At 41.8% G+C, this 24949-nt stretch carries 24 protein-coding genes and 1 pseudogene; 20 read left to right on the forward strand and 5 right to left on the reverse strand.

Features of this window, described 5'->3' with window-relative positions:
• Positions 1-22: 22 nt before the first annotated feature.
• The 9 genes from MKX82_RS23975 to MKX82_RS24015 all read left to right on the forward strand — a co-directional run bounded on the left by MKX82_RS23975 (position 23) and on the right by MKX82_RS24015 (position 5933).
• Positions 23-880 (forward strand): cell division protein FtsQ, encoded by an 858-nt coding sequence (locus MKX82_RS23975; protein ID WP_341080658.1) that lies wholly within the window; start codon positions 23-25, stop codon positions 878-880.
• Positions 877-2580 (forward strand): ABC transporter ATP-binding protein, encoded by a 1704-nt coding sequence (locus MKX82_RS23980; protein WP_341080659.1) that lies wholly within the window; start codon positions 877-879, stop codon positions 2578-2580. The genes MKX82_RS23975 and MKX82_RS23980 overlap by 4 nt, the downstream gene beginning before the upstream one ends.
• Positions 2559-3368, forward strand: a complete 810-nt coding sequence (locus MKX82_RS23985) for an energy-coupling factor transporter transmembrane component T family protein (RefSeq protein ID WP_233315419.1) — start codon at positions 2559-2561, stop codon at positions 3366-3368. Before MKX82_RS23980 ends, MKX82_RS23985 begins: the two co-directional genes overlap by 22 nt.
• A gap of 30 nt (positions 3369-3398) precedes the next feature.
• Entirely contained in the window at positions 3399-4169 is a 771-nt protein-coding gene (locus MKX82_RS23990; RefSeq protein WP_341080660.1) for a PHP domain-containing protein, read from the forward strand.
• 99 nt (positions 4170-4268) lie between these two features.
• The gene (locus MKX82_RS23995; RefSeq protein ID WP_341080663.1) at positions 4269-4481 is read left to right on the forward strand and encodes a DUF6366 family protein; all 213 of its coding nucleotides are present in this window, start codon (positions 4269-4271) and stop codon (positions 4479-4481) included.
• Between the two features lie 41 nt (positions 4482-4522).
• The gene (locus MKX82_RS24000; protein ID WP_341080665.1) at positions 4523-4858 is read left to right on the forward strand and encodes an MmcQ/YjbR family DNA-binding protein; all 336 of its coding nucleotides are present in this window, start codon (positions 4523-4525) and stop codon (positions 4856-4858) included.
• Between the two features lie 76 nt (positions 4859-4934).
• A complete protein-coding gene (locus MKX82_RS24005; RefSeq protein ID WP_233315415.1) occupies positions 4935-5411 on the forward strand; it encodes a small multi-drug export protein in 477 nt (158 codons plus the stop codon).
• Positions 5412-5443: 32 nt separating this feature from the next.
• A complete protein-coding gene (locus MKX82_RS24010) occupies positions 5444-5626 on the forward strand; it encodes a PspC domain-containing protein (RefSeq protein WP_341080667.1) in 183 nt (60 codons plus the stop codon).
• 121 nt (positions 5627-5747) lie between these two features.
• Positions 5748-5933: a hypothetical protein gene (locus MKX82_RS24015; RefSeq protein ID WP_233315413.1), complete on the forward strand. Its 186-nt coding sequence runs from the start codon at positions 5748-5750 to the stop codon at positions 5931-5933.
• A 372-nt stretch (positions 5934-6305) separates the two neighbouring features.
• Here MKX82_RS24015 and MKX82_RS24020 read toward each other — a convergent pair whose 3' ends face one another.
• Entirely contained in the window at positions 6306-6803 is a 498-nt protein-coding gene (locus MKX82_RS24020) for a DMT family transporter (RefSeq protein ID WP_341080671.1), read from the reverse strand.
• 221 nt (positions 6804-7024) lie between these two features.
• On the opposite strand from MKX82_RS24020, the gene MKX82_RS24025 reads away from it, so the two are divergent.
• From MKX82_RS24025 to MKX82_RS24040, 4 genes are all read left to right on the forward strand, one after another.
• Complete coding sequence (locus MKX82_RS24025) at positions 7025-7423, forward strand: cytidine deaminase (protein ID WP_233315411.1); 399 nt, start codon at positions 7025-7027, stop codon at positions 7421-7423.
• Between the two features lie 207 nt (positions 7424-7630).
• Positions 7631-8077, forward strand: coding sequence for a hypothetical protein (locus MKX82_RS24030; RefSeq protein ID WP_233315410.1), 447 nt, complete (start codon positions 7631-7633; stop codon positions 8075-8077).
• Positions 8078-8079: 2 nt separating this feature from the next.
• Positions 8080-8298, forward strand: coding sequence for a helix-turn-helix transcriptional regulator (locus tag MKX82_RS24035; protein WP_233315409.1), 219 nt, complete (start codon positions 8080-8082; stop codon positions 8296-8298).
• Positions 8299-8345: 47 nt separating this feature from the next.
• The gene (locus MKX82_RS24040) at positions 8346-9062 is read left to right on the forward strand and encodes a DUF4386 domain-containing protein (RefSeq protein WP_233315408.1); all 717 of its coding nucleotides are present in this window, start codon (positions 8346-8348) and stop codon (positions 9060-9062) included.
• Between the two features lie 84 nt (positions 9063-9146).
• Here MKX82_RS24040 and MKX82_RS24045 read toward each other — a convergent pair whose 3' ends face one another.
• Positions 9147-10199 carry a LacI family DNA-binding transcriptional regulator gene (locus tag MKX82_RS24045; protein ID WP_237942547.1) on the reverse strand — a complete coding sequence of 351 codons (1053 nt, stop codon included), beginning with the start codon at positions 10197-10199 and terminating at the stop codon, positions 9147-9149.
• A gap of 231 nt (positions 10200-10430) precedes the next feature.
• Here MKX82_RS24045 and MKX82_RS24050 point away from each other — a divergent pair, with 231 nt between their 5' ends.
• The 4 genes from MKX82_RS24050 to MKX82_RS24065 all read left to right on the forward strand — a co-directional run bounded on the left by MKX82_RS24050 (position 10431) and on the right by MKX82_RS24065 (position 15811).
• A complete protein-coding gene (locus tag MKX82_RS24050; protein WP_341080679.1) occupies positions 10431-11711 on the forward strand; it encodes an apiosidase-like domain-containing protein in 1281 nt (426 codons plus the stop codon).
• A gap of 28 nt (positions 11712-11739) precedes the next feature.
• Complete coding sequence (locus MKX82_RS24055) at positions 11740-12774, forward strand: Gfo/Idh/MocA family protein (protein WP_341080681.1); 1035 nt, start codon at positions 11740-11742, stop codon at positions 12772-12774.
• Positions 12775-12782: 8 nt separating this feature from the next.
• Positions 12783-13874 carry an ethanolamine utilization protein EutH gene (gene eutH / locus MKX82_RS24060; protein ID WP_341080682.1) on the forward strand — a complete coding sequence of 364 codons (1092 nt, stop codon included), beginning with the start codon at positions 12783-12785 and terminating at the stop codon, positions 13872-13874.
• A 71-nt stretch (positions 13875-13945) separates the two neighbouring features.
• A complete protein-coding gene (locus MKX82_RS24065; RefSeq protein ID WP_341080684.1) occupies positions 13946-15811 on the forward strand; it encodes a beta-glucoside-specific PTS transporter subunit IIABC in 1866 nt (621 codons plus the stop codon).
• A gap of 244 nt (positions 15812-16055) precedes the next feature.
• Here MKX82_RS24065 and MKX82_RS24070 read toward each other — a convergent pair whose 3' ends face one another.
• From MKX82_RS24070 to MKX82_RS24080, 3 genes are all read right to left on the reverse strand, one after another.
• Entirely contained in the window at positions 16056-16931 is an 876-nt protein-coding gene (locus tag MKX82_RS24070) for a DMT family transporter (RefSeq protein WP_341080688.1), read from the reverse strand.
• 197 nt (positions 16932-17128) lie between these two features.
• Positions 17129-17989, reverse strand: coding sequence for an HAD family hydrolase (locus MKX82_RS24075; protein WP_233315402.1), 861 nt, complete (start codon positions 17987-17989; stop codon positions 17129-17131).
• Between the two features lie 84 nt (positions 17990-18073).
• A complete protein-coding gene (locus MKX82_RS24080) occupies positions 18074-18859 on the reverse strand; it encodes a TrmB family transcriptional regulator (protein ID WP_233315401.1) in 786 nt (261 codons plus the stop codon).
• 112 nt (positions 18860-18971) lie between these two features.
• Between MKX82_RS24080 and MKX82_RS24085 the strand changes: the two genes are divergently transcribed.
• The 3 genes and pseudogenes from MKX82_RS24085 to MKX82_RS24100 all read left to right on the forward strand — a co-directional run bounded on the left by MKX82_RS24085 (position 18972) and on the right by MKX82_RS24100 (position 24857).
• On the forward strand, positions 18972-19739 hold the full coding sequence (locus MKX82_RS24085) for a TSUP family transporter (protein WP_233315653.1): 768 nt from the start codon (positions 18972-18974) through the stop codon (positions 19737-19739).
• 192 nt (positions 19740-19931) lie between these two features.
• Positions 19932-23828, forward strand: a pseudogene (locus MKX82_RS30465) (NTTRR-F1 domain); the annotation flags it as partial.
• A 744-nt stretch (positions 23829-24572) separates the two neighbouring features.
• The gene (locus tag MKX82_RS24100) at positions 24573-24857 is read left to right on the forward strand and encodes a hypothetical protein (protein ID WP_341081672.1); all 285 of its coding nucleotides are present in this window, start codon (positions 24573-24575) and stop codon (positions 24855-24857) included.
• The last annotated feature ends 92 nt before the right edge of the window (positions 24858-24949 follow it).

Genomic DNA, 24949 nt, shown 5'->3' on the forward strand with positions numbered 1-24949 from the left:
AAATAAGAAGGGAGCTAGCACTATGAAACAAAAGTACACACTTACCCAGTCACAAAAAATGATGGTTTTTATTTTGTCTATGTCACTTTACGGTCTGTCCAACATGATTACTGAACTTGTACCTTCCATTTATTTAGGCCCAGTCGAATTTTCCATTGAGTACTTTGCTTTTATTCCTCTTACATTATGTATCTTGTTTCACCCGCTAATTGCTGGTGTTGGTGCGGCATTAGGAGAGATTATCTTCGGAGAAATAATGCTCGGTCAATTCGGAGGGTTTGGCGAGCTGGAGAAGTTTATCTCTTTTTCTCTAGCCATGTATATAGCTGGAATAATGGTCAAGGATCCAAGAAATAAACGGCAGGTTGGGATTGCTGCGATAACTGGAGTAACTATTCATCAATTAATCAGCATGATGGTTGATATTGGAAAAGTATGGATAGGGGTAGATGATTTTGAAACACTTCCAGGTCTTGCCGAAAGTGTTGTAGTAGTAGAGGGCTTTTCTTTCCTGAATGATATTCTATTTTCCGGAATCTTATTTGCCTTGCTGCCAACACTGTATCTTGTCCCGCGCCTTTACGGCAAGATAGAACCATTGCTAGGTATGAAGCCGCGGACGCCTGATAATTCTTATGCTATTACGGCTATCTTACATCCGAAGTTAATTATTCCTTCTATTGTATTGGCAATGGCTGCATTTGGTTTTGAGTACTTATCAGAAACAGATTTAAACATATTCGAATGGGAGGCATCCTTTTCAAGTTTGTCAGAATCGATGCTAACACTGATTTCCATCGTTGTTGCCGCAATAGTCACTGTTTCTATCATTATTGCTCTTTTAAAACGTTCTAAGAAGGAAAGGAATAAAGCAGCATGAACTCATTAATAGACATAAAGAATGTAAGCTTTACTTATCCAAACGAGAAAGAACCAATCCTTAAGGATGTCCATCTGACAGTAGAAAAAGGAGAGTTTTTAGCTGTTATTGGAGGAAATGGAAGCGGGAAGTCGACACTATGCAAGCTTTTAAACGGCTTAATTCCTCATTATTATTCAGGCGATTTTGAAGGAGAAGCGGTCATTAATGGTCTAAATTCGGCAACAAGTACGGTAGCAGAGCTGTCTGAGCATGTTGGCTATGTGTATCAAGATTTCGAAAACCAAATCGTCCAGGCGCGGGTTTTAGAGGATGCAGCCTTTGCTCCATTGCATTTTGGTTATTCCGATTATCTGGAAAGAGCACGGAACGCCCTTACTATTGTCGGTTTACAAGATTATGAGGACGAATTTGTGTGGCAGCTGAGCGGAGGGCAAAAGCATTTGCTGGCTTTGGCAGGATGTCTCGCTTTAAATCCGGAAATTATTGTATTAGATGAACCGATTGCACAGCTTGACCCATACCATGCGAAGCAGATGTATGAGATATTGCGAAAGCTTCATTGCGAGCACAATAAAACGATAATTGTGATTGAACATCATACAGAGTTTATTGCTGAATATTGCTCTGAAGTGCTGTTATTAGATAAAGGGAAGATTGTCTGGAAGAAATCTGTTAAAGAAGCGCTGACTGCAGTTTCTGACTTAACGGTACGCAATATTTTTCCACCGCAAGTAACTCAGGCAGCAAACGCACTTAAACTTGAAACATTGCCAATTACGCTAAGAGAAGCTTGTGATACCTTTGCAAAGTTTAAAAGACACGAATTGTCTAGTAGTAATGGTGTCAGTTCTTCATCCATATCAAAACCAGTAGCAGAATTTAAAGAGGTAGATTTCTCCTATCAAACGGTGGAGCGGTCGTATAAAAAGATACTAGAAAACATAAATATCTCGTTTTATCAAGGCGAGAAGGTGGCAATCGTCGGCAATAATGGTGCTGGAAAATCCACGCTGCTTCGGTTATTGACAGGCTTTCGCAAGCCTCAATCAGGCCAAGTTTACGTAAAGGGAAAGCTTACTGCAAAACAGTCGCCAGAAAAGCTTGCAGATATTGTCACATATATCTATCAAAATCCAGAACAGATGTTTATTGAAGATTCTGTCCGCAAAGATGTGGAATTCTATTTAAAAGCACGTAACCGAAAGGGATATGAAGAAACCGTAGATTATATTCTTGAACTTTTTCATTTAACAGAATTGCAGGATAAAGACAGCAGGCTTATGAGTGGTGGCCAGCAGAGGAGAGCATCTTTAGCTATAGGAGCTGCTATGGATCCAGCTGTTATCTTGCTTGATGAACCGACAGCCAATCTTGATATTGCCACACGCAAGCAGTTAATTCAATTTATTGATAAATTGGCTGACAGAACGGAGCTAGTTTTAATGGCTACTCATGATATGCAGCTTGTCAGTGAGTGGGCGACACGTGTGGTGGTAATGAATAATGGCCAAATTATTTATGATGGCAATAAAGACGGATTATTTTCTAACCCTATGCTGATGAGAAGGGCAGGAATCATTCCACCGCAAATTGTGGAGTTATCGAATCAATTAAACATAACTCCTGCGAAATATACGATTGACTCATTTATTGAACTTTTTCAGGAGGAACCAGGATGGATTATGCAAAAAACATGATAGACAAGCTGAATGTAGAGCAAATGAAAATCGAATTAATGAACACAGCTTATGCGAATGATAATACGTTCATTGCAAAATTAGACCCGCGTATCCTATTTATCTGGTATGGTTTTTTCGGAATTGCACCATGGTTTATCCATAATGCAGCTATTTTAACAGGAATGCTTGCTGCCACCATTGTGACAACTGTAATGACGAAAGTGAGCAGGCTGATTTTAGTTGTATTGATTCTGGGAATCCTCGGTCAAGGGGGCTATCTCATTATTGCCACATTATTTTTTGGCGGAGATTTCATTGTATTATTGCCTTTAATCACACTGACCGTTAAGCTGGCAGTCATATCCCTTGCAAGTATTACGGTTTTTTGTTCAATGAGCCCTGAAAAACTGAGTGTAGGTTTATTAAGTATTGGGGTGCCAGGCCAAGTTTCATTTTCGATTTCCTACGGATACAGAATGCTTCCGTTGCTCCTTGAGGAATATAACCATGTGTTTATGTCATATAGGTTAAGAGGGAGAGCACCACAAAGGCAGGGATTTCTGTATTGGAGAATAACCTGTTACTTTATTAAGCTGGCAGTCTTGTCCTTTTATCCTCTTCTGCTCAGCATTGCAAAACGTGCAAGAACAACGGTGGAAGCGCTTGAAACAAAAGGGAGCAGAAATGCTTTCAAAAATCCTGATGTAAAAAAATTAAAGCTGCAATCACTCAAAATTCGCAAAAATGATTACGTATTTTTAGCAATCAGCAGTCTTTATGTTATTTCGTTATTTTTATTTTCTTAAAAACTAATAATCTTAAAGGAGCTTAAAATCATGAAGATAGATCTACATACACATGTGAAAATTTCTAAGAAATCGGAGTTTTCACCAGACTATTTTACGACAATGTTAAAAGAGGCAAGAGATGCTGGATTAAATGCCATTGCACTGACTGAGCATTTTAATACTCAAAACTTTCTGGACGTTTATAGCTATTTGGATCGTCATTATGCTTATATAGAAGACTATTATGAAGTAGAAGGGATTAAGATCTTCCCCGGAATGGAGGTAGATGTAAAAGAAGTTGGACATATTCTTATCATAAGTAATCGTCAATCTATTGTGCAGATGTTTAATAAGCTGCAATCTCATTTAGAGGAGGAGAATTTCATCTCACTTGCTGCCTTAATCGATCTTGCTGATTCTTATCATGCAGTCAAAATTGGCGGTCATCCCTTCCGGCCAAGCACACCTCTTACCCAGCATGATCCGGGCCAGTTAAAAAGACTAGATGCGCTTGACTTAAATGGAAAAGACCTCTATTCGATAGGCATAGAAGAAAACAGCGAAAGTGTATATTGGCTGGCTGATAAACTAGATATTCCAGTTGTTGCCGGAAGTGATACACATCAATTTCTTCAATACGGTTCCGTTTATAACCACTTAGAAACAGACTGTTCGACGATTACAGAATTAAAGACAGCAATTCAGAATAGACAGTATTCAGTACAGATTTCACCTGATCTTCATCTGCGTGTCCGTTCGGCCACATTAGCTAAAAAGCTCTTGAAGCAGCTGCTTGCTAAAAAAGAAGCAATTAAATAAATAATGGAGACTGCTTATGGCAGTCTCTTTTTTTTTTGTAATAAAAGAAGCAAATTAATATGTTATAATGGTAAAAAAAGTAAGAGGTGGAGGAGTTACATGAAAGAAACGAAAGAAACAGCGGAGCGAAAACGAGAAAGATTACGACAACAAGAGATAAAAGGAAATCCAGCAGGAAATTTGCGTGATTCTTTCAATCGAGCAGAGACTGGCGGCCTCGTTGATTTAGTCGGCAGCTTAGGGTGGAAGGGCTCGGGAATACTTATTCTTGTCATCATTATTGCAGTTATAGTAGTATCTCTATTAGGTTAAATGGAAAGGACAGAAATTTAATCCTTGGAAAAGGGGCAACAATGGAAAGCAGAAAGGAAGCAATTGATTTTTGTTTGCGTTTAGAAAATACATATGAAGATCACCCGTTTCGTGATAAGAATTGGACGGTAATCCGTCATAAAGAAAATAAGAAAGTGTTTGCGTGGATCTTTGAAAAAGATGAACGTATTTGGATTAATGTAAAAGCAGAGCCTGGTTTTCTCGAGTATTGGCGTCAAATCCATGACTCAGTAGTACCGGCATTTCATCTTAATAAAAACCACTGGAATTCAATAATTCTTGATGGTTCAGTTCCACAGGCTGAAATATCTGATATGATTCAACAAAGCTACCGGCTGACTAGTAAAAAACGATAAAACGCACAGATTATAGAAACTTTTTCCATCATGAGTCGTATTAAATATTAACCAAAAATTAAGGGAGCTGTTTTAGATGATGGATTGGGTTCAACAGGCAGATGGAATATGGCAATATGCGGCGTTATTTATCGTTTCTTTATTGCCATTCCTTGATGTTTTTTACCTTATTCCAGCTGGAATTTTGTTAGATATGTCACCAGTTGCTGTCGGTATAATTGCTTTTTTAGGGAATTTTCTTATGGTGTTAGTTTTTGCAATATTCTTTAAACAAATCTCTGACTGGAGAAATAGACGGAGACAAAAAAAGGGGAAATTAGAGCCAACTAAAAGAGAAACAAGAGCAAGACATATTTGGGAAAAATACGGTCTTCCCGTATTTGCATTACTTTCACCCGCCATTCTTGGAACAGATTTAGCTGCGCTAATGGCACTTTTATTCGGATTATCTAAAGTTAGAGTGATTTCTTGGCTTGGTATTAGTCTAGTAATTTGGTCTGTTGTTACAACCATTGCCTCTGTTTATGGCCTTCCGTACCTTATTAATTATTAATAACTAGATTATATAGGATGGGGGAATGAATCGTGAAACACACTATCAGAAAATCAGCAACAGACAAATCAATTTCCGGTGTTTGCGGAGGACTGGCTGAGCACTTTGGCATTTCTTCTTTTTCGGTAAGATTGGTATTTATCTTTTTGCCTGGAAATGTACTGATTTATATAATTTTAGTAAATATAATGGGCGATAGTCCTCCATCCTTATAATTTTTCTTTGATAACAGGGTGACTTTCAATATGTTTCATCTTGTTTTCAGCATCATATATAAACAAATGATAATTAAAAAAGCAATATAATAAGTGCTTGATTAAAGGAGATTAAATTACATTGCGAGCAGTCTTTGCAGTTATTCTTATTATTATTGGCAGTATTTTGCTTAGTATTACCTTTCATGATGAATTGGTTAAAACGATTATTTATAAACTGGTAGGTTTTTCTATGATGAGTATAGGTGTTGTTAATCTCAGAAAGTTTACAAGAAGGAGAAGAAAGGAAAAGCATAGTGCAAGATGATGAATCTCCCCGCAGGATGCAGGGGAGATTTTTGTTTTTAGCTAGGAAAGGAATTTTATTTGAAACTTTCTTTTTTGTTCGGAAATTTCGTTATGGTGTAATCATAATTAATTGGTCGTTTTCTTCATATCAATTAAGACGATAGCTACAAAAGCTGCTACCGCAAAAAATATTTGCTGCTATTATGCTTAAAATCAACAAATTGATCTGGTCCTTCTTTACTGCTCACAAGAATAAGCCACTGTATAATAATGACCAAATTAAAGGCGGAGCAAAAGTAATATCAGTAATGGATTCGTTAAAACTACAATGACAAACAGGAAACATCCGCCTATTAGCATTTGCCATGTAGTCATTTTTATTGTGTCGTAATTAGGCACATGCCCAAAAGAACGCAGCCAGAACAATTAGACCTTCTCCCAAAACTGTTCGGTCAAAGCTTAGATGTTTTATTTGTGGACCAATAATGATGAAGAGTCCTATGGCCCCAATAACGAACCCTGTCGTTTTTTTAGCTGTTAATCTTTCATTTAAGAAATAATGAGCTGGTACACTTATAATAATAGGCATGGTATAAACTAGTACAGAAGATAGGCCTGAGCTGACAAACTGCATGACAAATGTAGATAATCCATAATAACCTAAGCACATCAATGTACTCATAATTATTAATTTACCCCAGTCAGCTTTTTTCGGAAATAATTTTGTTTTTCGGACAGCTTGGACAATAAATAATGGGATAGCGCCAATTAAAAGACGCAAGGCAGTAAAAAGGAAAGGAGGCATATAGTTAAGCCTGATTTTCATCGGAACCCATAAATAACCCCAAATAAATGTGACCATAATAATAGAAATAATGATTTTTAACATCTTACATACAACCTTTTAAATAATAGTGCAGTTATTATCCTAATGGATGGAGTTAACTCCATGTTAATGGGAAATTATAAAAAAATGAAGTAGTATAGAGCGGCAGAATTTTTTGGTTGACAAATATTTCGGAAAATTTTAATATGAAAGTCCTGCCAATTAAATGTTTGGCATAAAGGGAACTTTGAAAAGTTCATTCTTCTTTGAAAGGGATGGCTAGTATGAATAAAGAACAATTGGTGGAAAGTGCACGCAAGATTAAGGAAAGCGCATACGCACCTTACTCTAAGTTTCCAGTTGGTGCAGCATTATTGCTTAAAGATGGCACCGTAATTAATGGAGTTAATGTTGAAAATGTATCATTAGGTGCAACAAATTGTGCCGAACGAACAGCTATTTTCACGGCAATTGCTAATGGATATAAAAAAGGAGACTTTAGTGCTATTGCTGTTTCCGGTAATACGGAAGATTATCTTCCGCCCTGCAGTATTTGCAGACAAGTATTGGCGGAATTCTGTTTGCCAGATATGCCTGTATATTTAACAAATGAGAAAAAAGAAATATTAGAATTGAGTTTAAAGGATTTATTGCCTTACGCTTTTACAGATTTAGATATGTAATAAAACAAGGGCGAGTTTTGAATAATCTTCAAAGCTTGCTTTTTTATTGTTTTCAAACAAATAGGGCAAGAGAATTAGAAAATAGTTAGAAAACTAAGATTATTTGCTCAATTATTCTTAACTCCTTGATTTGATGTAAAGTTTACTATACATTATGTATAAGAAACTTTACTAATTGTCAAATTAAATATACAAAGGATGTTGAGGATGACTTATCAAGAAAAGAAAAGTATTGTATCGATTATCAGTTCGATTGTTATTTTTGCCGCTTTTTCATTTTACATGTCCCCCCAGTACCCTAGAGGAGATTTGATAGTAAATGAAACCTTACGTTTTTGGGGTACCTTTGTTCTTCTCTTGACACTAATTTCTATCATGGCCCATATCTTTATTAGCATTATTTTTAATATTGTATTTAGAATAACGACCAATGAAAAGGAACCATCCTTTGAAGATGAACTAGATAAGATTATTGCTCTTAAAGCAAACCGAAATTCCTTTTTTATATTTATCTTAGGCTTTCTTTTTTCCATGACAGCATTAGTACTACTGCAACCATTGCAAGTAATGTTTATCATCCTCATCGCAGCCGGTTTTATTGCTGATATGACTGGATCTGTCACAAAACTTTATCACTACAGAAAAGGAGTTTAATCATGGGTAAACATCTTGTCGGCAATCATATCAGAAGATTGCGATTCAGCCATAACGAAATGACCCAGCAGCAATTGGCTGACAAGGTAGGCGTAACAAGACAAACAATCGTGGCACTCGAAAAGGGCAACTACTCCCCATCATTAGAACTAGCCTTTCGTATTTCCCATGTGTTTCAATTGCCGTTAGAGGAAATATTTTTTTATGAAAAAAATGTTTAAGGTGACCGTTTAACCGTTTTTGAATTTATTAAGAAAAGGGGATTTTTATGAATTCAAACAAAAAGCAGGCTAGAATTGTAGGGGTATTTTTTATACTAGCAGCCGTTAGTGCAGTTGTAGGATTATTAATGTATGACCCAATTTTATCTAATTCTGACTATCTTACTGCAGGAGCTGAGCATTCAAACCAAATCCTGGTCGGTGCAGTTATGGAATTGATTCTCGTTGTTTCTGCAATTGGCACTGCTGTCACCATGTTTCCTTATCTAAAGAAATATGATGAAACGATTGCACTTTGGCATGTTAGTTTCCGGTTTTTTGAAGCAGTTATTATTGCAATTGGCATTATTAGTGTCTTGGCATTGCTGACATTAAGCCAAGAATTTATAGCAGCAAACTCTCCAAATTCAGAAACATATCATGCTTCTGGAACGGTTTTAAAAGCGATTCACGATTGGACGTTTTTACTTGGTCCTAACTTTATGCTTGGTATCAATACTATGATGTACAGTTATATATTTTATAAATCTAAACTTGTTCCAAGGTTTATCCCTATGATAGGTATGACTGGTGCTGTCCTTGTATTTAGCTGTTCTCTATTAGTAATGTTTGATGTGATTGAACAAGTATCTGTTTGGGGCGGGATATTAGCTTTGCCAGTAGCAGTAAATGAAATGACGTTGGCAGTTTGGCTCATTTTAAAGGGGTTTAATGAAACATCACTAAACAATCTGCCTCAAAACAGAAAACAAAATGCTAGTTAACATGAATTGAAGAATAGTTAAAGAAAATCCGCCTAGTTTTTAGAAAGCTAAGCGGATTTTTTTTTGCATTTATTAAGTTGAGATTTAAAGGGAACTTTCCTGCTGAAGCTTATAAGGTATACAAGAATTTCTTTGGATAATCTCCGTATTGACAAGGCTTTGAGTAGCGCCAATATTAGCATTGGCAAGGTATGTGACTAGTTTTTCCACAGCTGATTTAGCCAGAATATCTTTTCTTACCTGAATCGTTGTGAGTTCAGGGCTAATAATGTTTGCTTCGTATATGTTATCAAAGCCCATGATTGATACTTGTTCTGGTACTTTGATGCCAAGCTCATGCAGTGTTTTAATAGTACTAATGGCCATATAATCATTTTCACAAAAGAAGGCAGAAGGAAGGCTCTTCAAGTTTGAAATAGCTTTTTTTAAGCTCTCTTGTGCCAAGACTTGCATAGGCGGCACTTCGAATACATTAGCTTCCCTCAGACTAAGGCCATGCTTGTCCAATGCTTGCAGAAAACCAGCCTCTCTTCGTGAAAAGTTATATATACGCATATTTGATTTAATAAAGCCAATTTCCCGGTGTCCTAGATTATACAGAAATTCTCCAGCTTGGTATCCGCCGAGAAAGTTATTAATGGAAACAAAACTCGTATTTGATGCTTCAAAAAGAGTATCCAATACAACGATGTTAGGATGCACAGATCTGGCTTCTTCAATCTTCTCTAATGTTAAGTCTGTTCCCAGTAAAAGAATCCCTGCTGATTCTTGCTCTGTTTCCAATTGGGACAAGTCATCCGCCAATTGATGGATATCAATAGAAGAGATAGCTAATGTAAATCCATTTTCCCTTACGATATCTGTTAAATAATTCAGCAGTTCACTAAAGAAGGGCTGGGAATCGTATTGTTCCGTAATTACTTCTGTGTTTTTACAAGCAACAAAGCGGATAATATGATTTTTCTTTAGTGGCGTATCATTTCTTTTTTTTACGGATCTAGGTTTATAACCATATTGCGAAGCTGTCTTCAAGATATGATCTTTTGTTTGCTGACTGATGCCGGGTTTATTATTAAAAGCCAAGGAAACAGCTGTTTTAGAAACACCGGCTAATCTTGCAATATCATCTATTTTCAATCGTATTCCTCCTATATTTCTCATCGTAACTTAATTATATCACTTTTACTCTGTTTAGTTTAGTGGATTTAGTTTAGTATAGTTTAGTAAATTTATGTGAAGAATACTGAAAAATACATTGACGTTAAAGGATGGTGGTGTTAATATCTAATTGTAAAGCGGATACATTCAATAAAGTTTATATAAACTTAACTAAAATTATTATTTTTAATTTAGGAGGTTAAGAAAAATATGACCATAAAAATCAATAAACAGGAAAAGATTTTTATAAAAAATAATAAACCATTTTTTTATTTAGCTGACACCGTATGGAGTGCTTTTACAAATGCAACATTGGAAGAATGGGAGGACTACCTCAGCTACCGTAAAAAGCAAGGGTTTAATGTACTCCAAATCAATATGTTAAGACAGTGGGATGCAAGTGGATCAAATCTGAATCTGCATCCATTTAAACAAATGGAAGATGGCACATATGATTACGGCTCAATGGACATAGAGTATTTTGACCGAGCTGAAGTTATGCTGGAAATGGCAGTCAAACATGGGTTTACTCCAGCACTTGTACTATTATGGTGCAATTATGTACCAGACACTTGGGCAGACATGTTTCAAGCTGATAACAAAATGCCGCTTGAAAATGTTGAGCCATACGTCGAGTATGTAGTGCAAAGATATGCTAAATTCTCACCGATTTATTTAGTTAGCGGTGATTCGAATTTCCCAACAGAGCGATCTATTGCTTACTATGAAAAAGCTTTGGAAACAGTGAAAAGAATCAGTCCTGAAAGTGTAACAACTCTTCATATTCAAGGAAGGCTCAGAGAGATACCGGATGTCTTTACAGAAGGACGTGATTTGGATTTTTATATGTACCAATCAGGACATAATTCTCAATTTCAGCCCACTGCCTATGAAATTGCTGAATATTTGTACGAGAGTTCAGAAGGAAGACCTGTTGTTAACGGGGAGCCATGTTATGAAGAAATCAGCTACAGCCGTAATATATATGGAAGATTTACAAGATTTGATGTCAGAAAAGCTGCTTGGCAAAGCGTGCTTGCAGGCGGAGCTTCGGGAATAACTTATGGAGCACATGGTATTTGGAGCTGGCATAAAAAAGGACAAAGCTTCGGAATCGTTGAAGGGGAAGGGTTTGACACACCATATGATTGGCGAGATGCCTTAAAGTTTGAAGGAGCATGGGATTATTCCTTCTTGAAATACTTAATGGAATTGTATGGTCTGCATGGTTTAAAACCGTTGGATATTATTAAAGACAAATCAAAAGAAATTAGAGCTGCTGGGAATGAAGATACGATTGTAATCTATATGCCTGTTAATACGAAATTGAAGCTTGAGCTTGACAGCAGTGATTATGCATTCACTACTATCGACTTAGTCAATAGAAGATTTAGTCAAACAGAAGTAGTAGCATCAGAAGAGGCGAACACAATAATCCCTTTACACGATTTTACAAACGATGTCCTGATAATAGGAACACGAAACAACTAGAATTATAGAAAGCTAGAGGTGTCTTAAGATGTGGAAAGTTGGAATTATAGGGGCTGGTTATTGGTCTGAAAAGCATGTAATAGCATGGCAGTCCATTGAAACGGTTCAAATTAACGGATTTTGCGATAAAAATGCGGAACTGTTAAAGGAAAAAGGCGAATTGTTTCATATTCCGAGTGAAAACCTGTATCTGGATATCATTAATATGATGGAAAATGCAGATATAGATGTAATTGATATTGTGACGCCTCCTGAGACGCACTTAGAACTTGTGAAGCTGGCAGCAAAGGCTGGAAAGCATATCATGTGCCAAAAGCCGTTCGCTAATACATTAGAAGAAGCAGAAGAAATGGTGAAAATAGCAAATGAGGCAGGAGTGCGTTTAATGGTTACGGAAAACTGGCGCTGGCTAGAGCCTTTCCAAATTATGAAAAGCATGTTGGCTGAAAACATTGCAGGAATAGTTCAAACAGTGCGCTACATCCATACAGATTGGTATTCACCAAGGTTTTCACCTGAAAAAAACCTGCCTCAGCCATTCTTTCGCGATATGCCAAAGCTGTTATTTTTTGAGATGGGTGTACATTGGTTTGATACGTGGAGATTTTTGTTTGGGGAACCAAAACGCCTCTATGCAGAAACGAAACAAATTAGTCCGTTTATAGAAGGGGAGGATACCGGTTTAATTATGTTAGGCTATGATGACTTCTTCGGCTATATGGATATGAGCTGGGCGACTAGAAGAGATTTAGAAGCCGAAGTGCCAGAACAAGTATTGCCTGATCATAAAGAGCAATTAATTATTGAAGGAGATAAAGCTACCATTAAGCTGTATAACAATGGCAGAATATCTATTATCGATAATAAAGGTGCGGAGAAGACATATATAGAATCAACTGAGCTCAATTATATTGAAAGTCATAAAAAACTGCATGCTCACTTCATTGAATGCTTAAATGAAGGAACAGATTTCCAAACAAGCGGGGAAGATAATTTAAAAACGTTACAGCTTGTATTTGGCACATATGAAAGCAGCCAGAATAAGCAAGTGATTCATTTTTAACATCTGCTATGATCATAAATACATTATTGATGATTATTATTGCTCTGCTGTTTTTTGTAGGAGCTTTAGACTACAGCTTTGGCAATCGTTTCGGCATTGGAGCGAAATTTTATGAAGGTATACAAACAATGGGATCTTTGGCATTAGTCATGATTGGAATTGTCTCATTAGCCCCGCTGCTGGCTGATGCCCTGATCCCGATTATCACACCGATTTACAGCTTTATCGGTGCAGATCCTGCATCTTTTGCCAATACAATCCTTGCTGTTGACATGGGAGGATATTCATTAGCGCAAGAAATGGCTTTAAATGAACAAGCAGGCCTTTTTTCCTCTGTCTTTCTTGGCACAACCTTTGGCTCAACATTAGTGTTTACTATTCCAGTTGCGCTTGAAATTGTCAGAAAAGACGATTATGAATATTTTTCAAAGGGCATTCTGATTGGAATTGCAGCAATTCCCTTTGGATGCATCGTAGGTGGAGTTGTAGGAGGATTTGATTGGGAAATTATTGTTTATAATCTTATTATTCCTATCGGATTATCTATATTAATCATTATTGGGTTACAGCTCTTTCCGAAACAGACAGTCGTCCTTTTTCGTTTATTTGGAAAAATGATAAGTGTTATTTCTATAATAGGTCTGGCATTTATCGGAATACAAACAATTACTGGCTTTACGATATTGCCTAATTTAGTTCCTTTGTCAGAGTCGATTTTAATTGTCGGTAAAATAGCGATTATTCTTGCTGGGGCTTTTCCGCTCGTCCACATTTTAACAGTTCTGCTAAAGCGGCCGTTGGTCAAGTTAGGAAGAGTATTGTCTGTTGATACTAATACAACAGGTGGAATGATCGCCTCCTTAGCACATAATATTCCGATGTTTATGATCGTCAAAGATATGGAGCCAAGGGGAAAAATCATATCGATTGCTTTTGCGGTAAGTGCTTCTTTTGTTCTGGGAGGGCATTTAGGATTTATCGCCAGCATCAATCAGAAAATGATCGTGCCAATGATAGTTGCAAAATTAGCAGGGGGAATAATCGCTGTTATCATTGCTTGTGTAACTACAAGAAATCTTACGGAAAAAAGAGGGAACTAGAGCAAAATGCTCTTTCCTTCTAAGAAATAAGAAAGCGTATTCAGTGTATTAATATAGGGGAGTGATTACGAATGAACCATAAAAAAACGGCAGAAGAAGTTTTAAAGTCAGTTGGGGGAAAAGATAATGTAAACAGTGTCATACATTGTGTGACACGGCTGCGTTTTAAGTTAAAGGATACTAATCTGCCAGATAAAGAGGAAATTAAACAAATAGATGGAGTTATTACAGTAGTGGAAAGCGGAGGACAATTCCAAGTAGTTATTGGAAATGAAGTTCCCCATGTCTATAAAGAAGTGACCGCACTTATGGGCGGCGAAGCAGCAGCTTCTGCTCAAAGTGATGAAAAAGAAGAGAAGGGCAATTTGTTTAACCGGTTTGTTGATATGATATCTGGTATTTTTATGCCAGTTGTTGGTGTTATGGCTGCAGTAGGTATATTAAAAGGGCTATTATCTTTATTTACATCACTTGGCTGGCTGACAGACCAAATGGGAACATATAAAGTTCTGTATGCGACATCAGATGCACTATTTTATTTCCTTCCTATTATTTTAGGTTTTTCAGCAGGTAAGAAGTTTAATGGTAATCCTTATTTAGCAGCAGTACTGGGGGCCGTTTTAGTATACCCAACATTTACTACAGCTGTTAATGATGGCACAGAACTCAGCTTTTTGCAGATTCCTATTACATTAATTAACTATACATCTTCTGTATTGCCAATTATTATTGGAGCGTTTATTTTAGCAAAAATAGAACATCTTCTTAAGAAGGTAGTTCATAACTCAATCAGCATGTTTATTGTGCCATTAGTGGCAATTGTTGTTGCATCGCCCCTAGTTTTTCTAGTAGTAGGCCCAATCTCTACAACTATTAGTGACTTTTTAGCAAAAGGGGCAATGAGTGTTTATGATTTAAGTCCGTTAGTTGCCGGATTTATTTTAGCAGGAGTATGGCAAATTCTAATTATTTTTGGATTGCATTGGGCATTTATTCCGATTTTACTAAACAACATTACTGCAAATGGCTTTGATCCAATTAACGGAATGTTATTCTGTACAACATTTGCACAAACCGGTGCAGCGTTTGCTGTTGCACTAAAAACAAAGGACAAGAAATTGAAACCAACAGCAACATCTGCAACAATAGCAGGTATTATGGGTGTAACAGAACCAGTTATTTATGGTGTAACATTGCCAACGAAAACTCCATTTATTTTAGGCTCTATCAGTGCAGCTATCTCAGGGGCTATTGCTGGATCAATGGGATCCACTGTATATGGATTTGCTTTAGGCGGTATTTTTGGAATTCCATTGTTTATTAGTCCTGACGGCATTAATCAAGGCTTTTTCGGATTTTTAATCTCCATCGTCCTTGCATTCGTATTAGCATTTATTCTGACTTATTTATTCGGATATAAAGAAAACAGTAAAGTTAACACTAAGGAACAGCCAGCGGCAGAGCCGAAAGAAAAACAAGAAAAAAACACTATTATTTTTAGTCCATTGAATGGTGAATTAGTACCGCTTTCATCTGTCCCTGACGAAGTATTTGCTGGCGGGTTAATGGGAAAAGGGGCTGCAATAATACCAGCAGCTGGTATCGTCAAGGCACCTTTTGATGGGAAAATAGTTACGGTGATGGCATCCAAGCATGCGATTGGTTTGCAATCAGATACAGGAGCAGAGCTGTTAATCCATGTAGGTATTGATACTGTCAGCTTAGAAGGAAAATACTTTACTTTAAACCTAAAAGAAGGGGATTATTTCAGCAAGGGTGATGTTCTTTTAGAATTCGAAATAGAAAAAATTAAGGAAGCTGGTTTGAATACAATTACACCTATTATTGTTACAAATTCTACTGACTATCGTGAAATTTTAGTTGTTGATAGTCAGTCGGTTATAACAGGTGAGCAGATTATATCTGTAAATAAGTGAGGTATAGATTTTAGGAAGTAACTCTGTAAAAAAAAGCTGTACTTTTTCGTTAGCAGCACTAGGTAATTTGATGACCTAACTAGAGAGATTATCCTTTTTGTTGCAAACATCTTGTTCGTTGGAGTAAACATATTTGAATCAGGCTGTCGAGATATCTCTCGATGGCCTGATTTTTTTGTCTGCAATACCGAAAAGAATCCTTTTAGATAATAAAAAACCCCTTCCTATGAAGGGGTTCAACCCACTATTTATCCTCTCTAATTACGAATAAGACACCTATAAGAATTAGGAAGGAGCCAATCCAAAACATAATGCCAATCCTCTCACCAAGCAGAAGCCAGCCTAGTAATGTTCCGACAACTGGTTGGAAAAAGAAGTAGATACCGCCGCTTGAAGCATTCAGCATTTGTAAGCCGCGATTCCATAGCAGAAATCCGCCTGCTGTTGAGATAACTCCTAAATATAAGAGACCTCCCCAAATAGTAGGGTGAGTAAGTTCAGAAAAGTTGATTGCAGACAGACGCGGTAAAACAAACGGCGTCAGCAATACTAGCGCCACCAATGTGGCGTATGTTGTGACAACTATTTGTGAGTAATCACTTGGCACACGTTTTACGAGTACGGACATTAATGCCCATGTTAAGGCGGCGATTACAAGTGATACACCGCCAAGTGTGTTTGACACACTCATATTTCCGATTCCAACAATTAATACCACTCCAACTGTAGCTAAACAAACAGAAATTGCCTTTTTTATAGTCAAGCGTTCTTTAAGAATAAGGCGTGCGAATATAACCATAAAGGCTGGTGTCGAGGATGTAATAATCGCACCCATTTGGGCAGTCGACAGCATAGTACCCGTTTCTTGAGCAACAATGGAAATGGTATTGCCGATTATGCCAATTGCTATAATTAACAGGATATAACGTTTTTCAATTCTCCACTTCTGTTTTGTAAGTAATCCGATTAAAAGAAGTGCAAGAATGGCGACCATATAGCGCATCCATACTAATTCTAGGGGAGGTATAACCGCTACGACCACTTTCACAACAACATACATACCGCCCCAAATACTGGATGCTAATATTAAATATAATGAACCTAATAAGGTGTTTTTCATTTATATATTCCCTCCGATTATTATTCAGGTCAATAAATGCCCTAACGGAGAGATGCAGCCATCACATCCATTAGAAGCAGGAGGATGCTGCTGGTACATCATTTTCAAACAATGGCTTGCAAAACATATTTATCACCTCGGAAAATTTTGTTTAATTATAGCGAACCAATCTATATGAATAAGAACTTCTTAATTTACTAGATTTTCACAGTAGAGAATCTAGTTAAATAATGATGAACGCCATCTTCATCGCAAGTGAATTCTGTTACATCATCAACAATTTGCTTAATTGGCTCAGCTGCATTTTTCATTGCTACTGCAAAGCTGACAAACTCAAACATAGGCAAATCATTATAACTGTCACCGATAGCCAATATATTTTCTTCCGGTAATTCGAAATGAGCTAACATTTGTTTAATTCCTGTTGCTTTGTTAACATTTGCGAACATTAATTCAACATTATGACTGGAAGAGGTGGAAGTAGTAAAATCCATTTCTTGTTTTAATTCATGAAGGACTTCCTTCCATTCATTAATATGCTCCTTTGTTCTGGCAAAGAAATAAAACTTCGAAAACATATCTCCTTCAATCTTATCCTTCCAAGCGATTTCTTCTTTAATTGCTTGTTTGCGTGATAGCCACTCATTAATTTCCACATCGTCTGGTTTTGGATCTCTGATTTCATTTACTACATAATCTTTGTCTTCATTTAAAGTAATGCGAGACGCCCCGTATGGAAAAAGCTCATAATATATTTTATTTTGACGTGCTTTTTCAATCACTGTTTTTACTAAATCTATAGACAAGGAATGTTGAAAGATTGGCTTGTCTCCAATATATCCTGCCATTCCATTTGATGTAATAAAGCCATCTACTTGAAAGCCCTCTGGAACTAAATCTGCTATCTCATCGAAAGCTCTTCCAGTAGCAATAAAAACAAAAATGCCTTGGCTTCGTAGATCATCAATTATTTCTTTTGTTTTCATATTTACTTTATTTACAGAAGTTAAAATGGTACCATCCATGTCTAAAAAGATGGCTTTAGGTTTAAATGACACTTTAATTCCCCCTATAAAAGTTTCTTAGCTGTAAGTGGACCGAATATTTTCATATAACGTTATTCTCGTAAGAAGTTTATATTCTTAATTTTTCTTAAAAAAGGCTTGGCGTTCCGTTGTAATCCATTTTTCCAAGTCATCGGAACTGCGCCGTACAAGCCGATTGACAAGAACATCATGCCATACATAATCCTCTAACAAATAAATATGGACAGGGTCATCTGTATAAAAAGCAATGCTGCGCTCCTCAAAAGAAGGACCATAAATCATCTCTTTAGAATCAATCGATAAAATAAACCAATGCTCAGTGGAGGATGTCTCCGTAAAGGACGTAACACGATGTGTTTCTATGTTTTTAAGCGGTTTGTTAACATGTATGGTTATCCCTTTTACTGCCACTCTTTTAGCAGCAGCAGCAAGATAACCCTCCAATGCTGAATACATATCATCCCACATGGAAATAACGATACGATTTTCTGCTTTATTAATTAATGTCTGACAATAGCTAATGATTGTTTGATAATCCTTTAAAGTAATAACCCGATTGTCGACTTCCTTCGCAGACGTTTCAAGTTCTTTTAATGAATCATTAATTACTTCATAAGTTGATTGCCATTCTGACTTAGCTTTTTGCAGAAAAATCTCAACAGGAAGCGGTGAATAGCGAGCAGCCTCATTAATTTCTTCCTTTAAGACAATCCCTTTTTCCACGAGCGTAGTTAAAACATCATAAATTCTTGCCCTTGGAATACCTGATTCTTTGCTAACTTGATAGGCAGTTACAGGGCCTGATTTTACTAAAGATACATAAGCTTTAGCTTCATATTCATTAAAACCAAGTTTTTTGAGCTGCTGTACAATATCGCTCACTTTTCCACGTCCTCCAATTATACATTTTCTATAGTTTAAACGATACAATAACTGTTTACATTTATCAAATATTTAGTTACTATTTGAATAGTGACTAATAGAGGAGCTGTCGATATTGTTTGATTTAGACCCAACGGTATTAATAATTTTGATTGTGTTTGGTTTTTTGGCTGCATTCATTGATTCAGTTGTCGGCGGAGGAGGCTTGATTGCATTACCAGCCCTTTTATTTACAGGAATGAATCCAGCAGCAGCAGTAGCTACTAATAAACTAGCGTCAACAATGGGCTCCTTAACGAGTACATTGATGTTTTATCGCTCCGGCAAGCTTGATTTAAAATCAGTGTATAAATTATTTCCGCTCACCTTTATTGGTTCGATGTTAGGAGCTTGGTGTGTACACTTAATGGATCCGCAAATGCTTAAACCCTTAATGCTGATAATGCTTGCAGCAGTAGCAGTTTATACAATTTTCAAAAAGGATTGGGGCAGCGTTTCTACCCCGAAAAAATTATCATTTCGCCATTATACTATTTTTCTAGCAGCTATTTTTGCAATTGGATTCTACGATGGGTTTTTAGGCCCTGGTACAGGTTCTTTTCTGATCTTTGCTTTTCTGTTGATAGGTTTTGATTTTCTAAAGGCAGCAGGTAATGCAAAGTTTCTGAATTTTGGCAGTAATATTGCTGGCTTGCTAATGTTTATGTTTTTAGGACAAGTGAATTATACATATGGAATAATTATGGGGTTAGCACAGCTTGCAGGAGCTGTCTGCGGCTCAAAATATGCCATAAAAAAAGGCAGCAGTTTTGTTCGCGCGCTGTTTATTACAGTAACCTGTTTATTGTTGGTGAAAAATATCTATGATTATATTAAATAACATTTTGTAGACAATATTAGCTGCCGTTTGGCGGCTTTTTTTTGTGGATTTAAAAATTAAAAAATAGGAGCTTAGTAGTTTATATGATAAAAAAAGCAAGAAACATCATCAGAGTAAGGATAACAGCTTATCCATCATTTTTTCCATTTCATAGTATATACGGATAAGTATTTACTTTGGAAGGAGAGAAAAATGAGTTTACTGAATTTAATTACGAACGGTGGATTCGAAACTGGAAACCTGAATGGCTGGGTTACTGGATCTAATTCGACTACTACCAATGTTAACTCTCATTCAGGCACTTATGCAGCTTTGTTGCAGCAAGGAACAATTCCTTCTTATATTGGTCAGTTCGTGCCTGCAGCTACTGGTGACAATTTAGAGCTTATTCTTTCACTTGCGCGCCCCAATAGTCTTCAAGCGCCTGCTGTATTAATTCAAGTCTTCTTTTTTGGACAAAATTTACAGTTGTTAGGAACAGGTGCTTCAAATTTTATACCTCCAAACAGGCTTCCAAATGCTCAAATTAGCACATGGAAGGAAATATATTTAACTACCGGAACAGCCCCGGCAGGAACAACACAGGCATATTTGCTTATAAACGTAATACCTTTAGAAGGCGCTTCTGATGTTTTAGTTGATGATGTAGCATTGTTATCTGCTACTGGAATAATTGGTCCGGCGGGGCCTACTGGTCCAACGGGAGCGACAGGCCCAGCAGGAGCAACGGGTCCGACCGGAGCAACGGGACCAACAGGAGCGACAGGCCTAGCAGGAGTAGCCGGTCCAACTGGAGCAACGGGTCCAGCAGGAGTAGCCGGTCCAACGGGAGCAGTAGGTCCAACGGGAGCCACGGGCCCAGCGGGAGTAGCCGGTCCGACAGGAGAAGCGGGACCAACCGGGGCAACAGGCCCAGCGGGAGTAGCGGGTCCAACAGGAGCAACAGGTCCAGCAGGAGAAGCGGGACCAACAGGAGCCACGGGTCCAGCGGGAGTAGCCGGTCCGACAGGAGCCACGGGTCCAGCGGGAGTAGCGGGCCCAACAGGAGCAACGGGCCCAGCGGGAGCAGTAGGCCCAGCAGGTGCAACAGGTCCAGCAGGAGCAGTAGGCCCAACGGGAGCCACGGGCCCAGCAGGAGCAGTAGGCCCAACAGGTGCAACAGGTCCAGCAGGAGCAGTAGGCCCAACAGGAGCCACGGGCCCAGCAGGAGCAGTAGGCCCAACAGGTGCAACAGGTCCAGCGGGAATAGCCGGTCCAACGGGAGCAGTAGGCCCAACAGGTGCGACAGGTCCAGCAGGAGTAGCCGGTCCAACGGGAGCAGTAGGCCCAACAGGTGCGACAGGTCCAGCGGGAGTAGCGGGTCCAACAGGTGCAACAGGTCCAGCAGGAGAAGCGGGTCCGACCGGAGCCACGGGCCCAGCAGGAGCAGTAGGTCCAACAGGAGCAACAGGTCCAGCGGGAATAGCCGGTCCCAGGAGCAACAGGTCCAGCGGGAATAGCCGGTCCAACAGGAGCAACAGGTCCAGCGGGAATAGCGGGTCCAACAGGAGCGACCGGTCCCGACAGGAGCACGGGAGCAGGAGCAGTAGGCCCAACAGGAGCCAGGTCCAGCAGGAGAAGCGGTCCGACAGGAGCCACGGGCCAGCAGGAGCAGTAGGTCCAACAGGAGCCACGGGCCCAGCGGGAGCAGTAGGCCCAACAGGTGCAACCGGCCCAGCGGGAATAGCGGGCCCAACTGGAGCAAGGTCCAGGAGCCACGGGTCCAGCAGGAGCCACGGGTCCAACAGGAGCAGGGCCCAGCAGGAGCGGGCCCAACAGGAGCAGCAGGAGCAGCAGCGGGAGTAGCAACGGGAGCAACCGGCCCAGCGGGAATAGCGGGCCCAACTGGTGCAACAGGCCCAGCAGGAGCAGTAGGCCCAACGGGAGCCACGGGTCCAGCAGGAGAAGCGGGCCCAACAGGAGCAGGACAGGTCCAGCCACGGGAGGAGAAGCGGGCCCAACAGGAGCAACAGGTCCAGAGCCGGTCCGACAGGAGCCACGGGTCCAGCGGGAGTAGCGGGCCCAACAGGAGCCACGGGCGGGAGCCCCAACCGGGGCAACCGGTCCAGCAGGAGAAGCGGGTCCAACAGGAGCAGTAGGTCCAACAGGTCCAGCGGGAATAGCCGGTCCGACAGGAGCGACCGGTCCAGCGGGAGAAGCCGGTCCGACAGGAGCAACGGGACCAACCGGGGCAACGGGCCCAGCGGGAGTAGCGGGCCCAACTGGTGCAACAGGCCCAGCAGGAGCAGTAGGCCCAACGGGAGCAACGGGCCCAGCGGGAATAGCGGGCCCAACTGGAGCAACCGGCCCAGCAGGAGCAGTAGGCCCAACGGGAGCCACGGGTCCAGCAGGAGCAGTAGGTCCAACGGGAGCCACGGGCCCAGCGGGAATAGCGGGTCCAACGGGAGCAACCGGCCCAGCGGGAATAGCGGGCCCAACTGGTGCAACAGGCCCAGCAGGAGCAGTAGGTCCAACAGGAGCCACGGGCCCAGCGGGAATAGCGGGTCCAACGGGAGCAACCGGCCCAGCGGGAATAGCGGGCCCAACGGGAGCAACCGGCCCAGCAGGAGCAGTAGGCCCAACGGGAGCCACGGGTCCAGCAGGAGAAGCGGGTCCAACGGGAGCAACCGGCCCAGCGGGAGTAGCCGGTCCAACAGGAGCCACGGGTCCAGCAGGAGAAGCGGGTCCAACGGGAGCAACAGGCCCAGCGGGAGTAGCGGGTCCAACGGGAGCAACAGGTCCAGCGGGAGTAGCGGGCCCAACCGGTGCAACCGGCCCAGCGGGAATAGCTGGTCCAACGGGAGCAGTAGGCCCAACAGGAGCGACAGGTCCAGCGGGAGTAGCGGGTCCAACAGGTGCAACAGGTCCAGCAGGAGAAGCGGGCCCAACCGGAGCAACGGGCCCAGCAGGAGCAGTAGGTCCAACAGGAGCAACAGGTCCAGCGGGAATAGCCGGTCCGACAGGAGCAACAGGTCCAGCGGGAATAGCCGGTCCGACAGGAGCGACAGGTCCAGCGGGAGAAGCGGGTCCAACGGGAGCCACGGGTCCAGCAGGAGAAGCGGGCCCAACCGGTGCGACAGGTCCAGCGGGAGTAGTGGGCCCAACAGGTGCAACAGGCCCAGCAGGAGCAGTAGGCCCAACTGGTGCGACAGGCCCAGCGGGAGAAGCGGGCCCAACTGGTGCGACAGGCCCAGCAGGAGCAGTAGGTCCAACAGGCCAACAGGTAGGTCCAACAGGAGCAACAGGTCCAGCGGGAGCAGTAGGCCCAACAGGAGCGACAGGTCCAGCGGGAGAAGCGGGTCCAACAGGTGCAACAGGTCCAGCAGGAGAAGCGGGTCCGAGGAGCAACGGGCCCAGCAGGAGCAGTAGGTCCAACAGGAGCAACAGGTCCAGCGGGAATAGCCGGTCCGACAGGAGCGACAGGTCCAGCGGGAGAAGCGGGTCCGACAGGAGCCACGGGCTCAGCAGGAGCAGTAGGCCCAACAGGAGCCACGGGCCCAGCAGGAGCAGTAGGCCCAACAGGAGCGACAGGCCCAGCGGGAGCAGTAGGCCCAACAGGAGCGACAGGTCCAGCGGGAGTGGCCGGTCCGACAGGAGCCACGGGTCCAGCGGGAGAAGCGGGCCCAACCGGGGCAACAGGCCCAGCAGGAGCAGTAGGCCCAACCGGGGCAACAGGACCAGCGGGAATAGCCGGTCCAACGGGAGCAGTAGGCCCAACAGGTGCGACAGGTCCAGCAGGAGTAGCCGGTCCAACAGGAGCAACAGGTCCAGCAGGAGAAGCGGGTCCAACCGGAGCCACGGGCCCAGCAGGAGCAGTAGGTCCAACAGGAGCAACAGGTCCAGCGGGAATAGCCGGTCCGACAGGAGCAACAGGTCCAGCGGGAATAGCCGGTCCGACAGGAGCGACCGGTCCAGCGGGAGAAGCGGGTCCGACCGGAGCCACGGGCTCAGCAGGAGCAGTAGGCCCAACAGGAGCCACGGGCCCAGCAGGAGCAGGGCCCAACAGGTGCGACAGGCCCAGCAGGAGCAGTAGGTCCAACAGGAGCAACAGGTCCAGCGGGAGTAGCGGGCCCAACAGGTGCGACAGGCCCAGCGGGAATAGCGGGCCCAACAGGTGCGACAGGCCCAGCAGGAGCAGTAGGTCCAACAGGAGCAACCGGCCCAGCGGGAGTAGCGGGCCCAACAGGTGCGACAGGCCCAGCGGGAATAGCGGGCCCAACCGGTGCAACCGGCCCAGCAGGAGCAGTAGGTCCAACAGGAGCCACGGGCCCAGCGGGAGTAGCGGGTCCAACGGGAGCAACCGGCCCAGCGGGAATAGCGGGCCCAACCGGTGCAACCGGCCCAGCAGGAGCAGTAGGCCCAACAGGTGCGACAGGCCCAGCGGGAGTAGCGGGCCCAACAGGTGCGACAGGCCCAGCAGGAGCAGTAGGTCCAACAGGAGCCACGGGCCCAGCGGGAGTAGCGGGTCCAACAGGTGCGACAGGCCCAGCAGGAGCAGTAGGTCCAACGGGAGCCACGGGTCCAGCAGGAGTAGCGGGTCCAACGGGAGCGACAGGCCCAGCAGGAGTAGCGGGCCCAACAGGAGCCACGGGCCCAGCGGGAGTAGCGGGTCCAACGGGAGCAACCGGTCCAACTGGCCCAGCAGGTACAGCCGGTTTCCCATCTATAGCCGCTCTCACTTTTGATCAGCCAACTACAACGGCAGCAATTCCATTAGGTACAGAAACGACTGTAAATACAGTAACTATTGCGGTCACAGGTAATAATGAAATAAAGATTGATACTTCACAGCAATTGGCCTTTGTTATTGGCTTGAATTTATCTTACAGCATAAGTTTCAATATTATTATTCGCAGGAATGGTACAGCGATTGCGCAACAGACTGTTACAAGAGCGGGAAGTGCTGGTATTCTTGGAGCTATTGAAAGGTTTAATGATTCGTTCAGCTATGTCGATACTCCTCCTGTTACATCTGGGAATATTGTTTATACAGTGAGCATACAAACAACAACAGCAACAGCAGTAACAACCGTAACTTCTGAAGTAAGATGGCTAAATGTTACTCGCTTCATTCAATAGGATTTTTATTGAGGAATGGGTTTTCCCATTCCTCATCCTTTTTATAATAAATGGTTTATTACATAAGTGCAGATGTCTCAGCAAGTTTGATG

The sequence above is a fragment of the Niallia sp. FSL R7-0271 genome, assembly GCF_038005785.1.
Lineage (GTDB): Bacteria > Bacillota > Bacilli > Bacillales > Cytobacillaceae > Niallia.